The 15,206-nt window shown below is 64.0% G+C and carries 6 protein-coding genes; 5 read left to right on the forward strand and 1 reads right to left on the reverse strand.

The genetic code is table 11. From position 1 onward, the window contains the following. Positions 1–391: 391 nt before the first annotated feature. Positions 392–793: a hypothetical protein gene (locus ABH920_RS49880; RefSeq protein ID WP_370356933.1), complete on the forward strand. Its 402-nt coding sequence runs from the start codon at positions 392–394 to the stop codon at positions 791–793. 38 nt (positions 794–831) lie between these two features. Further along, positions 832–4,821 carry a CHAT domain-containing protein gene (locus tag ABH920_RS49885; RefSeq protein ID WP_370356935.1) on the forward strand — a complete coding sequence of 1,330 codons (3,990 nt, stop codon included), beginning with the start codon at positions 832–834 and terminating at the stop codon, positions 4,819–4,821. Between the two features lie 53 nt (positions 4,822–4,874). Here the strand turns inward: ABH920_RS49885 and ABH920_RS49890 are convergent, their stop codons facing one another. Next, on the reverse strand, positions 4,875–8,714 hold the full coding sequence (locus ABH920_RS49890; protein ID WP_370356937.1) for a CHAT domain-containing protein: 3,840 nt from the start codon (positions 8,712–8,714) through the stop codon (positions 4,875–4,877). Between the two features lie 915 nt (positions 8,715–9,629). On the opposite strand from ABH920_RS49890, the gene ABH920_RS49895 reads away from it, so the two are divergent. The 3 genes from ABH920_RS49895 to ABH920_RS49905 all read left to right on the forward strand — a co-directional run bounded on the left by ABH920_RS49895 (position 9,630) and on the right by ABH920_RS49905 (position 14,559). Continuing rightward, positions 9,630–11,369 (forward strand): hypothetical protein, encoded by a 1,740-nt coding sequence (locus tag ABH920_RS49895; RefSeq protein ID WP_370356939.1) that lies wholly within the window; start codon positions 9,630–9,632, stop codon positions 11,367–11,369. Between the two features lie 695 nt (positions 11,370–12,064). After that, positions 12,065–14,134, forward strand: a complete 2,070-nt coding sequence (locus ABH920_RS49900; RefSeq protein ID WP_370356941.1) for a GNAT family N-acetyltransferase — start codon at positions 12,065–12,067, stop codon at positions 14,132–14,134. Next, positions 14,131–14,559 carry a hypothetical protein gene (locus ABH920_RS49905; RefSeq protein ID WP_370356943.1) on the forward strand — a complete coding sequence of 143 codons (429 nt, stop codon included), beginning with the start codon at positions 14,131–14,133 and terminating at the stop codon, positions 14,557–14,559. The genes ABH920_RS49900 and ABH920_RS49905 overlap by 4 nt, the downstream gene beginning before the upstream one ends. Positions 14,560–15,206 lie beyond the last annotated feature (647 nt).

Raw genomic sequence — 15,206 nt, forward strand, 5'->3', positions numbered from 1 at the left:
AGCCTTGATAGCCTTCTGGGGTTAAACGGCAAGCTCAACCTGGTTCCGAAACAGCATCAGAGCCTTGATAGCCTTCTGGGGTTAAACGGCAAGCTCAGGCGGAGTGGGGGTTGGATTATTGCGGCAGCGTGCCAGCGTAGGTGCTGGCGGCTACAGAGGGTGGGGCTGTTGAGTTGCCCGGAGCGCATGCGCTGCGCGGCGTGGTCCAGAGTGTGGGCGCTGCGGTCGGTTTGCGGTGGCGTGATCCCATAGTTGGTGAGGCGTACGTAGTAGTCGGCGACGAGTTGGGTAGCGCCGCGGTTGTTGATGGATCACAGAGTGCTGATGACGTGTTGGCCGCCGACTGTGTTTGCCCCGCGCAGTCAAACACCTAGACACTACAGTGTCGGACATGCAACGGGACATCTGGTATGTACAGGCGCCGCCCGAACTGGCCGGCGAGCTCGCACTCGAAGGCTTCGACATCGCCGGTATGCGTGGCGCCCTCGAAGAGGCCCTGGCCGCGAGCGCGATCGCGGTGAACGTGGTGACCATCCTGGTAGCGAAGGACAAGGTCGCTGAGTTCATCGGGAGCGTGCGCTCCTGGATGACCCACCGCACCGCGGCGCCCGAAGGCAGCGAACTCGTCCTCGACCTGTCCGCCCGAAACGGGGATCAGCGGCTCGAGGTGCGGGTCGTGGCCCGGCGTACGGTTTCTGGAGCGCCGCCCCTAATTGACACGGCTGTGTTGGAGGCGCTGCTCGCGTCAACGCTCGAAGACGTGCCGGGAGTGGCGTCTGAGCATCACGAGTAAGGGCACTGATCGTTTGATTCTCGGAGTCTGGTTGGAATATGCGTGCCGATGTGCAAGAGCGTCTCGCATCGCTGAACCGACGGCTCGAAGCCTACACGCGCCACGGTGACGTATCCGCGATCCTTGCCGACGAGGCGCTGTCCGAGGCCAAGGCCCTGATGGGCTCGGCTGGGGCGGATGCGCCCGACGGCGGGTCGGTTCCGCTGACAGTAGTCAGCGCCGTGGCCTGGCTGCACTGGAACCGCGCCCTGGAACTGTCCGGAAAGCGGGGAGCGGGCGACCGTCGGATCGCCGCCGACTTGTTCACGGCAATTGCCGGAGTCGATCCGACGCAAGTCCCCGAACAGCTCCGGCTTGCCGACGACGCAATCTCGAAAGACCTCTTGCCGGTGGTGTGGGCGGATCGAGCCGCAAAGCTTCTAGAGCAAGCACAGCGGCTCGACGACCCGCCTGCCTTGGACCAGGCCATCGGACTGCTGCGTCGAGTGGTCGCTGCAGCGCCAGTTGATCATCCCAACCGCGCCGGCTGGTTGACGAATCTAAGCATCGCGCACCGCGTGCGCTTAAAGCGGCTGAGCGACGCTGCTGACCTGGAGGCCTCAGTTGCCGCCGCGCAGGAGGCCGCTGCGACGGTTCGCGCCGATGATCCATTCCGGGCTGGTGTGCTGAGCGCGCTAGGCAACGCGCTGCAAAGCCGATTCGAATTTCTGGATGACATAGCCGACATCGACGCCGCCGTCAGCGTCCTGCAGGAGGCGGCAGCGCTGACCGCAGGTCATCCCAAGCGCGGGCTGTACTTGACCAACCTCGGCTTGGCACACCAAGCTCGGTTCGAGCGTACAGACGACCCGGCCGACATCGACGCCGCAAACAGAGCGCACCGGTCGGCGACTGCGGCCACGGGTGTTGCAGACCCCAGTTACGGCCGCCGGATGAGCAATCTGAGTGCCTCGCTGCAGATCTGTGCAGAGCGATACGCCAATACGCCCGACATCGAGGAAGCTGTCACGGCCGGCCGGGCCGCCGTCGCTTCCGCTCCCGCTGATCACCCCGAGCGCCCGGGGTTCCTCTCTACCTTGGGGACCGCGCTGGCGATGCGGTATGGGCAGTCAAGGGATCCCGCGGACATTGACGGCGCGGTGACCTCCCACAGGGAAGCAGTCACGGCCACGCCTGCTGGGCACCAGTCTCTCCCGATTCTGCTCTCCAACTATGCCGAGATGTTGCGCTTCAGGTTCGAGCAATTCAACACGGTCGCCGATCTGGACCTCGCTGTTAGCGCATTGCACGAAGCGCTCGAGATTCTGCCTGTAGACCATCCCCAGCGCGCGTCGATGCTCTCCGACCTCTGTCGAGTCTTACGCGCCCGTTTTGACCGCCTCGGAGCCGTCGCGGATATCAACGACGCCGTTGCCGTCGGTCGACAGGTTGCTGCGGCGACTGCGGTCGACCATCCGAGTCTAGGCACGCGTCTATACGTGCTTGCTGTGGCGCTGATCGCCCGCTTCGAGCTGACTGGCGACACGGCAGATATCGACGAAGCTATCACCGTCGGCCGGCGGGCCGTAAAGGCCATCGCCCCCGATCATGCGAGACGGCCCCGCGCGCTGTCCTGTTTGAGCGGTGCACTGCTGACCCGCTTTGGTCGCACAGGTGACGTCTCTGATCTGGATGCGGCAGTAGCGACCGGTAGGCAGGCCGCTGCCGGGGCACCTCGTGACGCGACGCTTCAGCACAACCTGTCGTTCGCGCTGTACGTGCGCTTTGAGCGGGACGGGGAACTTGCCGACATCGATGCGGCCGTGGCCGCGGGGCGCATAGCGGTCGCTGAAGCCAAGGCCGACAACCCGGAACGGCCGCTCTACCTGTCCGGCCTCGGTACCGACCTGCGCACCCGGTTTCACCGGACCGGGGACCCAGCCGATCTCGACGAGGCGATCACCGCACACCGCGAATCGGTCGAGTCAGCCGCCGCCGATCACCCAGACCGGGCACTGTGCCTGTCTATGTACGACACCGCCCTTGGTGACAGGTTCTCTGTGCGCGGCGACATCATTGATCTACACGATGCGGTCGCTGCTGGGCGCGCCGCAATCGATCTGGTCGGGCCCGACCATCAAAGCCGCGCGACGTACATGTTCAACCTCGGTAGCACGCTGCGCACCAGATTCCTCGTCACCGGGGACCCGGCCGACATCGAGGCGGCGATCGAGGTCAGCCGGCTGGCAATCGCGGCGACGCCCGCCGACCATCCGTACCGCGGCCGATTCCAGTACGGCGCTGGGCTCGCGCTACACTCCCGGTTCCTGGCAACCGGCGACGCGTCGGATGCACGGGACGCACTCACCCTGTGGCGGCAAGCCACCTCGGTCGCAACGGCACCGATAGATGTCCGTATCGAAGCGGCCCGAGCCTGGGGCGACCTGTCGGCAACGTTGGGCGAATGGCAGGCTGCAACGGACGGATATGCCGAGGCAGTGCAACTACTGCCGCTGCTCGCGTGGCTCGGCGCGGGCCGTCGCAGCCGTGAGCAATTGCTTTCTGCCCGCGACGGACTTGCCAGCGACGCCGCGGCGTGCGCGATCGCGGCCGGGCAGCCGGACCGGGCAGTTGAACTGCTCGAACAGGGCCGCGGAGTTATGTGGTCGCAAATGCTGGAGACCCGCACCGAATTGACGGCGCTGCACGAAGCGCATCCGGAACTGGCTGCGTCACTGGACCAGGTGCGCGCCCAACTCGATGGTCCCGCCGCGACCGCCGAGACCTGGGAGGTTCACAGCTCCGTCAGCAACACGGCACCCACCGTCGACAACAGGATCGAAGCCGCCCGCCGGTGGAATGCCCTGCTCGATCAGGCGCGAGCGCTTCCCGGATTCTACGACTTCGCGCGTCCTCCGGTAGTAGAGCAGCTGCGCGCTGCCGCCGCCGACGGCACCGTCGCGATGATCAACATCAGCCGATGGCGCTGCGACGCGCTGCTGATCAAACAGGACAAAGTCGATATTAAGTCGCTACCAGGCCTGACCCGGGAGATCACAGTTGGTTGCGTGAACACCTACCTGGGAGCTCTGCAGGCGTTCCAGTTAGCCGGAGCCGAGGAGGGCGCCGACCGCGATGCGATGGAACATGCCACGGTATCAATGCTTGAATGGCTTTGGGATGCGATCACCGGCCCTGTGCTGGACGCCCTTGGCCACCGTCATCTTCCCGCGAGCGGCCAGCGGTGGCCGAGGCTCTGGTGGTGTCCGACCGGCCCGTTGACCGTCGTGCCTCTCCACGCTGCCGGATATCACGGCAAGCCCGGTAACCGCAGCGTGCTCGACCGGGTCATCTCCTCGTATACGCCTACCCTCCGAGCCTTGGCCAACGCCCGAACCAGGCCACGGTCCACATTGCGAGGACGCCTACTCCTGATTGCTTTGCCCGACACCCCAGGAGCCCTGCCACTACCCGCTGTAGAGGGCGAGAAGGCTGTCTTGACCAGTCGGTTCGATGATGCCGAACTTACCCTGCTCGAAGGTGCAGGCGCCACGCACGCCGCCGTCGTCCGCGAACTCGCCGCGCATCCGTGGGTGCACGCGTCCTGTCACGGCGACCAGAACCTGAGTGATCCGACCAGCGGCGGGCTGCTGCCCTACGACTGGCGTAGTGCCGGGGCCGTCAGCATCCTGGATGTGGCCGCCGCGCAACACGAAGGCGGTGAGTTCGCGTTCCTATCGGCCTGCAAGAGCGCCACCGGCGGCGTCGCTGCGATTGATGAGGCTGTCAACCTCGCCGCAGCCTTGCACTACGCAGGCTGGCGCCATGTCATCGGGACCCTCTGGTCAGTATGGGACGCCGATTCCGCCCGGATCACGAAAGGTGTGTACCAGCGGCTTAGCAAGAGCACTACTCAGCCCGCGGGAGTCAACGGTGCTCTGTCCGCCGCTGCTGAAGCACTTCACCACACATTGCGCGAATACCGCCGGCGCGATCGTTACGACCACGAGCCGAGCCGGTGGGCGCCATTTCTCCACATCGGTCCGTGATCGTCGGTTGGCACGGGATCCAGGACTACGACTGACGCACGCAGACTCCTATATCAGGGGCCGATGTGGAGAAAAGGCGCCCACCGGCTGGGTTGGGCGCGGTGATTGGGCCGTTCGCGGTGACCGCGAAGTGCGTGGTGAAGAGCCTCGGCACTGCGGTTTGGGTCGAGACCGGATTCATTGACGAGGTGCTGGTATGTATCGCGGGTGATGAAGGCGGCGTCGGCGTCCCATACTGACCAGAGCGTCCCGATGACATGGCGCCAGCCTGCGTAGTGCAAGGCTGCGGCGAGGTTGACGGCCTCGTCCATGATGGTAATTCCGCCGGTGGCGCTCTTGCAGGCGGAGAGGAATGCGAACTCGCCGCCAGCGTGTTCGGATGCTGCGAGGTCGAGCACACTGAGAAGTCCGGCTCTGTTCCAGTCGTGAGGCAGCAGCCCGCCGCTGGTGGGGTCGTGTAGGTCCTGGTGACCGTGGCATGCTGCATGCACCTGGGCGTGCGTGGCGAGCTTGTTGCGGATGCCAGCGTGGGTTGCATCCACATCGGTGAGCAGGGTGAGCTGCGTGTCATCGAACTGGCTGGCGAGGAAGCCTTGTTCGAGCCTGGCGGCAGGCAATGGCGGCGCACCGGGAGTGTAAGGCTGGGCGATGAGCAGTAGCCGTCCTGGTGAGGTGGGTTGCGGCCGGGAACGGGCGGCGGACAGGGCCCGGAGAGTTGGCGTGTAGGACGAGATGACCCGGTCGAGCACGCTGTGATGACCAGGTTCACTGTGATATCCGGCCGCGTGCAACGGAAGGATGGCGAGCGGGCCCATCGGGCACCACCAGAGCCTTGGCCACTGGTCGTCGGCAGGAAGACGGTGGTGACCTAGAGCGTCCAGTACCGGTTCGGCGATGGATTCCCACAGCCATTCGAGGGTGGCGGCGATTTCTCGCTCCATCACGTCGCGGGCGGTTGCCGGGTCTTCTGAGGAAGACTGGAACTCCCGCAGCGCGTCCAGGTAGGTGTTCACGCGTTCGACGGTGGCGGCCTGGGTCAGGTCGGGCAGTTCTTTGACGTTAACGCCGACCTCACTGACGAGAAGCGCATCGCAGCGCCACCCACTGATGTTGATCATCACGACGGTGCCGCCGGCGGCCGCCTCGCGTAGCTGCGTCAGTGCTGGCAGGCGCGCGAAGTCATGGAAGCCACTCAGTTCGCGTACCTGGTCGAGAAGGGCGCTCCACTGCCGTGCAGAGGCGATACGAGCGTCGACGTTGTGAGGAAAAGACGGCGTATGCGGTGTGGCAGCCGTCCCGTCTAGTTGGGCGCGTAGCCTGTCCAGGCGCGCAGCCAGATCGGGGTGGGCTAGGCGCAGGGCGGTCAGATCGGTTCGAGTCTCGAGCATTTGCGACCACAGCACCGCCCGGCCCTGCTCGAGCAGTTCGATCGCCCTTTCGGGCTGCCCCGCCGCGATCGCACAGGCAGCGGCGTCGGCGGCCAGGGCACTGCCCTCGCTGGTCAGTAGCCGTTCCCGGCTGCGTCGGCCCGCCCCGAGCCACGCCAACAGCGGCAGGAACTCCACCGCTCGCGCGTAGCCGTCGGCTGCATCAGGCCACCGCCCGAGCATCGCGGCCAAGCGTCCCCATGCCCGACCAGTCTGTATCCGGACCTGCGCCGGTGCGGTTGTTATCGTGGTCGCTTCCCGCCAAGCCCCGAGCGCTGCATCCGCATCGGCCGGATCCTTAGTGTGCTCGAACCTGGCCTCCAACGCGTCACCAGCGACTAACAAGAACCTCCCCCGGAAAGGGTGATCGGTACGTACGGCAGCGATCGCTTCCTGACCAGTGGCGACCGCAGCATCAATGTCGGCCACGTCCCGGGTGAGTTTGAATCGATCAATCAGCGACGCGGTGTGGTTTGACAGGTACAAAGCCCGGTCTGGATGAATCGCCGGCGTGGCCTCGATCGCATCGCGTTCGGCCGTGATCGCGGCGTCCAAGTCTTCTTGGTCGCCCACCAGCCTGAACCGTCGGTGCAACGTGATGCCGTACATAGATAGGTGCAACGCCCGGTCTAGGTCCCCGGCGAGCGTGGCCTCGACCGCCTGCCTGCAAGCAGCGACAGCCGCGTCCAGATCGTCCGGTTCTCCACCGTGAGTGAACCTTGCCCACAGCGCGGTACCGAGACTGGACAGGCACCCCGGCCGTTCGTAGTGGCCCGTCGGGGTTGCACTTACGGCGGCTTGTCCCGCGTTGACGGCGGCATCTATATCGGCCAATTCCCCGTCTCGCTCAAACCGGGCTTGCAACGCAAGGTTGAGATTGTGCAAGAAAGCCGGTCGCGGGTGATGCTCGGTGGCTGCGATAGCTTCCCTGATGACCGTGATCGCTTCGTCAAGGTCGGTCACTCTCCCCAGTCTCTGGAAGCGTTCCCGCAACGTGCCGCTGAGCATGGACAGGTACCAAGGCCGGTCAGCCTGGTCCGGAAGGCCTGAAACGCCAACCGCGAGTGCTTCCCGGATGGCGGCGACCGCCGCGTCGATATCGGCCGCATCACCGACATGCTCGAACCGAGATAGCAGCGCAAGGCAGAGGTTGGACAGATATTCCGCGCGCCTGACATGGTCCGCGGGCGTGACCGCTATCGCCCGTCGGCCGATGGCGGTCGCCCCATCGATGTCAGCCACATCCCCGAAGCGTTCGAACCGTACTCGCAGAGCTATGCAGAGATTAGACAAGGCTGTTAGGTCGACAGAGGTAGTGGGATCGGGGCCAACCACCTGTTGCAGTGCAGTGACTGCGGCATCTAGATCGGAAGGATCGCCGAGGTGCTCAAACCGCATCCGTAGCATGTCGCCAAGGTTGTTCAGACAGATAGTCTGGACGGAATCACCGACAGGAGCGGCCTCAACGCCGGTTTGAGTAGCAGTGATAGCCGAGGACAAGTCCGCAACGTCACGGAAGCAGATGTAGCGTCTGTGCAGCGCAAGGCCCAACGTGGACAGATACCCCGCCCGGCTCGGGCCTTCGCCTGAGGCGCCCACGACCGCCTCTCGCGCAGCGCTTAGGGCCATGTCGATGTCAGCCACGTCCCCGGTCCATTCGAACCGGGTCTGCAGCACCACACTGAGACTGTTCATCCTGCCAGGCCTTTTCGCATCTTCGACAGGAGTGCACTCGGCCGCGGCCAGGCTCGCGTCCACAGCGTCATCGAGGTCAGACATGGTGTTCAGGGAATCGAAGCGGGCCAACTGCGCTCGTCCGAGGTCGGTCAGCAGCCCTGCACGGTCGGGATGCTCGATGACGGTCGCCGCGACCGCCTGTCGTCCCGCAACGATCGCCGCGTCGATGTCGGCCACATCCCCTGTTCGTTCGAACCGCATGCGAAGAGCGCTGCAGAGATCAGACAGCCACAACGGCCAGTCGGGGTGACCGAAGTCTGGTTCCACGGCCTTGCGCAGCAAGCGAATAGCGAGGTCGAGGGCGGACGGATCGTCGAAGTGTCGACCCTCGGTGAGAAGGGTGACGGCCTGCTCGGCCCATCCCTGCGGGCCGTAGTCACGGGCGGCCGTCGCAGGGGCATCGTCCCCACGCAGCTCATCAGGGACCAGCGTTGGATCCACCGCGCTTACAATGCTGAAGAGCTCCACTGCGAGGCTACGGTCCTTATACCTCAGCTCGTCCTCATCGGGAAGCTCCAAGGAGCGGTACCAGTACAGCCACGCAACCGCGTTGACCGCTGTGATCCACTCGCTGAACGGTAAGTCGTGACCGTCGTCGGCGGGCGTCCCAGCGACTCTAAGCAGACGAACGGCATCCTCCAGCGCCTCATCAGCGAGTATCCCGGACGCGTCGTGGTAGTTGACGTAACTCTCGAGTCGGCGTTGCAGCGCCGCCAGAAACTTCTCCACGACCAACCCCCCCAAGGGATGGAAGACACGATCACCCCACGAGGAGCCTACAACGGGGTGTCCTTCAGCATGCCCAAACCCACCACCGACCCGAACACCTGCGTGGCAGCCTTCAGCGGCTCGCTTCCGCCGGCGGGGCCGCGTTTCTGGTCGCTCTGGCCTATGGCGTCGGATACGGGCCCTGGCCCCGCTGTGGGACGCCAAGTACCGGGCGTTGATTGCACTCGCCGAAAATCTAGGTGAGTTGCTCGCGCGCCATGTTGGTTCGCCAGGATTCCCGACAGGTGAGTGTCCGGACCTGCCAGCGGCGTCAAGGCCGAGCCCTACGGGTAGGCTTCGCCGAGCCTTGACGTCGCTACCAGGTCCGAAGGGGCGGCAGCTATCGGAAGCCCTGACGAAGTGTCGCCGGCTGCTGGAGTGATCTAGCTCTGAATCGCCAGCTCGTTCGATGCGCGGCAGGTGAGCGAGCACGAGCATTTTCAACGATTCTCAACAGCGTTCCGACGAGGCCGCCACACCATCGTCATCCAAGGTTGATCAGGCGGGCCGAGCTGGCCCGTTTCGGTATATCTGTTCGAGTGCGGCGCGGGCGTAGCGTATGTATTCGGCACCTGCTGCGGTCGGCTGGAGGCCATCGCGGCCGGGAACGCTGTTTAGGATCTTGATTCCAGCCGTAGTTTCAAGGTGCCGCCTGCGGCTGTCAACCAAGCCGGTTGTGGGCAATGCGACTGGCGCTACGAGCCTGCGGCGAAGTGCAACGCTCGGTAGGCGCAGGCTACGGTGGCCTCGAGTTGAATCCATTCGCGCGAGATGAAGCAGATTCCGTGCGTACAAAATGACCGGAGCGCGGCACGCAAAACGGCGTAGCGTCCACCGACGCCGCCCGCTGGGGGCAGCTGCAACGAGGGCGCAGGTATGGCACTTACGTATGAGTGGGACGAAGAGACGGTCAGCGCATTGAAGCAGGCTCTTGACGAGGGCCTGGATTCGTACGATACGGCTGCGCGCATGATCGTCCTCGTTGGGCCCGAGCCGCCGGCCCACGTAGCATGCCTCGTCAGCGCACTGCAGTACCAGCAGACATCGCGTCCGGATCTCAAGGACGCCGCGGCGCGGGTCTATGCACCGATGTTTGAGATTGGTGGTCATAGTCACCCTGAGTCGGCGGGTGAGGCGACGGAGTCGACGTTGCTGGCCTGGGCCGATGCCCTTGAGCTTCTTGTTGCGTACCCTCTGGCGGTCTCACGGCTTGCCGATCTCCTGTGGCTGCGGCGGTTCGGCCCGAAGCACTATCTGCATGCTCGGGCCGCGCACCAGGCGTTCCGTGCGCTGTGGACCTACCCGGGTATTGCGGAAGTGGACAGAACGGAGTGTTTGACACGGGCGCTCGACCTCACCACCGAGGCGGGGATGAAGCCGCAGGTAATCGAGACCGTCACAGAAATCGTTTCGACGGCTACGCAGATCCTTGCGGATCCCCAGCCGGCACCGGGGTCCGTTCTTAGGCTGCTCACTCGGCTGGCTGCGCTGCCAGTCAATGAACGCCACCCGGAGTTGGCTGACCTCGTAGACAACGCAGGCGTGGCGTTCAGCGCCGATCCCTTCATCTTCGATGCCGTCATGCAGATTCGCCTGAAGCTGAGCGGGGCGGATGCCGAAGCACGCCGAGCTGTTGCCGCTGAGATCGTGGAATCGTGGGAGCAAGCCGCGCGGGGCGCCGAGCCGCTGGCCGCGATTCGTCACTTGGAGCAGGCACTGGCGATGGCCCGTACCGTAGGCCTACGTGAGGAGACGCAGCGCCTGCTCCTGCACCTGCAGGAACTCAGTCGGGGCGACCTCGGGCTGCGCGAGTTTTCCGCAGGAGTGGACATCCCGTTCGAGCTGGCCGAGGCCTTCGTTCGTTGGTTCCTCGAGGGAGACGATCCGCTCCTATGGCTCAATAAGCTCGGGAACTACTGTCCCGTTGAGCAAGACCGGGATGCAGTTGCCGAGCATGTCCGTGCCGCGATGAAGGAAGCGCCGTTCTACTATTTGGCGACGCACATCAAGCTGAACGAGCAAGGGCTCCCCATCAAGATCATCTCTGGGGATGACGACCGTTTCGCCCAAGCCGTTCTCGATCACCACACGCACCGCATCTCCATTTGGGGCCAGTTCGCAGCCGAGATCCTTAGCCGGGTTACTGCTGATGCCCGAACGTCGCCCGAAGCAATCGCTGAATTTCTGGCGGGCGGCTTGTTCGACGAAGCGCTGTCCGAGGGCCTCGTACGTGCCTTCGGTCACTTTGCTGCGGGCCGCTACGAAGAGACTCTGCTATGCACCCTCCCCCGCTTGGAGGCGGCGCTTCGTTCGGCTTCAATGAATCTCGGCTTGGTCGTCTATACAGAGCCAGGTGTCTCCCGAAGCGGCTTGGGAAGTTTTATCGGCCTTGGAGAGCTGCTTTCTGGGCTTAAGGGGTTCGTGCCTGAGGCCGAGCGGATCTATCTCACGATGTTGCTGGCCGCTCCTTTGAGTGTGAATCTGCGTAACCGGGCACTGCACGGGCTCATGCAGTATGTCTCCAAGCGCGATGCAGCACTCGCGCTGCACGCAGCCGCCACGATTGCCTTGTGGCGGTCGAGTGCCGGCGAGGACCTGAACCAGGACGACGGCTGACCGGTCGAGCCCAGCGGCCGCACTGCGACAATGAGGCTCGTCGGCCGACAGTGACTGCGGTATCCGGTGAACAACGTCGAGTTCTGTGTAGATCTCGCGCACCTCGGCGCGGTCCTCAAGCCACTTCGTCAACTCGGACGGGATCTCCCGGCGAGTGCGACACCGTCCGCGAACATTTGTGTACGCCGGAGCGCGTCGATCGAGACGCAGTGCAACCGTTCGTCTCGGTAGTAGAGCATCCCCACACTGGCATACGTGCCCTGAGTCATTGGCTGCTCGTGAACACCACCCCAGGACGGATTCGGCTTGGCGCTGTCGAGCGCGTCCCGCCCAACGCCGCTGCATTTGGTGAAGCTAGCTTCGGGCTCTCCGTCCTCAGCGGCTATCGCGCCTCATGGTGTCTTGGGCAGATGCAGATCCCTCCGGCTGGGCCTGTCTGTCGGCGGCGGCGCGGGCTCCGACGCCGCGTTTGCCCGGCTGGCGCTCGAATTTGACAAATCCGTCTGTCGCTCATCAGGCCAGTGTTATGACGCGACCATGTGAACGTCCGTGCAGATCTAAGCGCGCTAGTTGAACCTAGATGACCCGATCGAGCGCAACCACCAACCAGGTGTAGAGCGTCGAGCGTGCTTCGACGATTGTTCGGTCTCAGCCGGAGCCTTCACAGCCGGGAACGAGGGTACGACAATGCGCGCATGTCTAGTGAGTCGCAGCAACCCACTTCGCAGACCATAACGATTGCGTCGGCACGGCGAGATGGTGCTGCTGAGGTAGACGCCGCCGTGCTGATCGGCAACGCGGCGCGCGACACCCTGGGACATCTTCCGTTCGCCGCCTACAGAGAGGCTGCGCACAAGGGCTGTCTGCTTCTGGCGCGAGATGGCGAAGAGATCGTCGGTTACGCGCTCTACGGCCTTACGCGCGACCACGTGCGATTGGCCCACCTGTGCGTCAGGCCCGATTACCGCGGGCTTGGCATCGGCCGCAGACTTGTCGAACATATTGTCGACGAACGGGCGGGCTACCCGGGGATCAAGGCGAGTTGCCGCCACAGCTATGGCTTGGGTGAAATGTGGGTGAGCTTGGGCTTCAGCCAGATCGGCGAGCGGCTTGGTCGAAGTGATGATGGGCACATTCTGGTGATTTGGTGGCGGGACCACGGGCACCTGAACCTGCTAAGCCGCCAAGAGGAGCTGGTGCTCGTGCGCGCTGCGGTGGACTTGAATGTGGTGCGCGCTCTGGCTGGCCCACAGCGTCAGGACACCCTCGATGTTCAGGCCCTGTTGGATGACCAGATCATCGACAGGCTGGAGTTGATTCGCACCCCTGCTCTGAACGCAGAGATCGACACCATTGAGAGCGCGCTGCGAGCGCAGTGCACCAAAAGCATTCGCAACATGGCGGCTGTGCGAAGCAGCACAGCTGCTGCTGGCGAGGCCAGGGCTGCGATCATCGCAGCAATCGCTCGGGCGTCGCCTGGGTACCCGCTGACGAGGCAGGATGAGTTTGACCTTCGGCATGTGTGTGACGCGATCGCTGCCGGATTGAACGTGCTCATCACCAGCGATCGTCGGATGATCAGGACGTTGGGTGCGGCGTGCGAGCGTCTGTACGGTTTGCGGATCATGCTCCCCGTTGACGTCATCACGCATCTCGATGAGTTGGTTCGGGCGGAGGCTTATCGCCCGGCCGGGCTACTTGGCACAGCGTGGAACTCCCGCTTGCTTGGCGCTGGCGATGCGGCTCGGGCTATGCACCTAGTGGGAGATGGTGAGAAGCCCAAGGCGTTCCAGGACTTAATGGAATCGCTGGCACGCGACCAGCACGAGCGGATCGGTATCGTCGACGCAGCTGGGCACTTGGCGGCCGTGTACTGTGCCTACGCGTGCGGCGACGAGTTGCTTGTCCCACTAGCGCGTGTAGCCCCTGTGCGGCTCGGCGAGACTCTGGCGCGCCAGACAATCTTCCTCCTCCGTCAGATGGCAAGAGGCAACGCTGTCTCGACGATTCGGCTGGTCGACAGCTACGCAAGCCGTTCGCTCCGGTTGGCGGCTCTCGAAGATGGATTCCAGCCGGTGGATGGAGGGCTGGTTGCCCACTCTCTCAACGTTTGTGGAACCGCAGAGGAACTCAGCCATCGAGCAATCCTTGCTGCGCGTTACGCAGGTCTGAGTGAGCCGCCATTGCTACGATCAGCCATGCCATCCGTCGCCGCTGCCGAGATCGAGCGCGTTTGGTGGCCCGCCAAGGTCGTCGACAGCGCGCTGCCCTCGTATCTCATCCCCATAAAGCAGGTCTTTTCGAACGACTTGCTCGGGGTTCCAGAGACGCTCGACGGCCGTAACGACCAGTTAGGCCTGAGCCGGGAGCATGTTTACTACCGAAGCCCTCGTGGACCACGACCGGCAGCACCGTCTCGTTTGCTGTGGTACATGAGCGCTGGCGGGCAGACCCGTTTGCAGAGTCCAGGCGTGATTGCCTGTTCGCAGCTTGACGCTATCGTGACTGGCGTACCTCAAGAGCTGCACAGCCGGTTTCGGCACCTGGGCGTGTGGAACGAACAACAGGTCATCGCAGCGGCCCATGAAGGACAGGTGCAAGCGCTGGTGTTCACGAACACGGAGATCCTGCCGCAACCCGTGGGGCTTCGAGAATTGCGCGAACTTTCAAAGCGGTACCGGGAGCAGGCAACTCCGCAGGGACCGGTACGGATCTCGGCTGAGTATTTCAGCGCCATCTACCGGGCAGGCCAGAGCCAATCGTGACTGATCGTGTGCTCCTTCTGTCTCTGCGTCCTCGCTTCGCAGAAGCGATCCTTGAGGGCTCCAAAACGGTGGAGCTTAGGCGACGACCTGTTGCCGCCGGTGCTGGCACCAGAGTTGTTTTGTACTCGTCAGCGCCGACGATGGCGATCGTCGGCACGGCAAAGCTGCGAACCGTCGACGTCGCTGCTCCTGAGGTGGCGTGGAAGCGGCATCGCGCGCGGTTGGGTCTGACAAAGGAAGAGTTTGATGGGTACCTCGACGGGGCCGATCAGGCATATCTCCTGCACCTGACCACCATCTGCGAACTCGATGAGCCACTGCACCTCTATCACTTGCGGAAGAGCGGTGTCTTTCAGCCTCCGCAGAGTTTCCGATATGTGGCGGCCGATGATCCACTACCGCTTCGCGAGCTGGCAGCGCGATGAATCTGGAGCTTGTGCGTGGCTGCACGGAGTAACCCAGGTGTGTATGCTGCGGACAGTTGTTACTGGCCATAAAGCGTGATGACGGCGGCGACTACGCCTGGCCGGTAACACGGCCGCACGGGTACGCGTGAGCGGTTGGCGCCGGAAGACGCCGCCATCAGTGGCCTGCTCCCGCGCGTCTGCATGCAGCGCCCCTCAGGAACCGCTCGCCGGTCTCCTTTTTGGAGTCGATGCCTGCGCAGCGGCCGGCCCGTCACTGCGCCCTCCAGGACGTTGCCCATGGTGCCCGGCACCGCCGTGCATGCATCCCGAGTCCGTCCCCAAACATCGGCTATACCCCTGTAAACGGCACCGCCCGGCCCAACCCCAGCTTCCCCATGAAACCCGACGATAAGGGAGCACACCCGCCGACCGCGCGTCCCTCACTGAGAATCCTCCCACACTGCATCCCAACCGCGGCCTCCGGAGGCGGCACGCGATTAAGGTGGGGTGCGGAAGGCTACGCCAGCTGCGGGAGCCGGGCCGCGGCAACCCTGGTTGCAGTGCGTTGCTCTTAGCTTGCCGTTTAACCCCAGAAGGCTATCAAGGCTCTGATGCTGTTTCGGAACCAGGTTGAGCGCGTGTTCCTGTTCTTCGAGACAGCGACG

Origin of the sequence: Catenulispora sp. EB89, from assembly GCF_041261445.1 — a bacterium.
GTDB lineage: Bacteria > Actinomycetota > Actinomycetes > Streptomycetales > Catenulisporaceae > Catenulispora.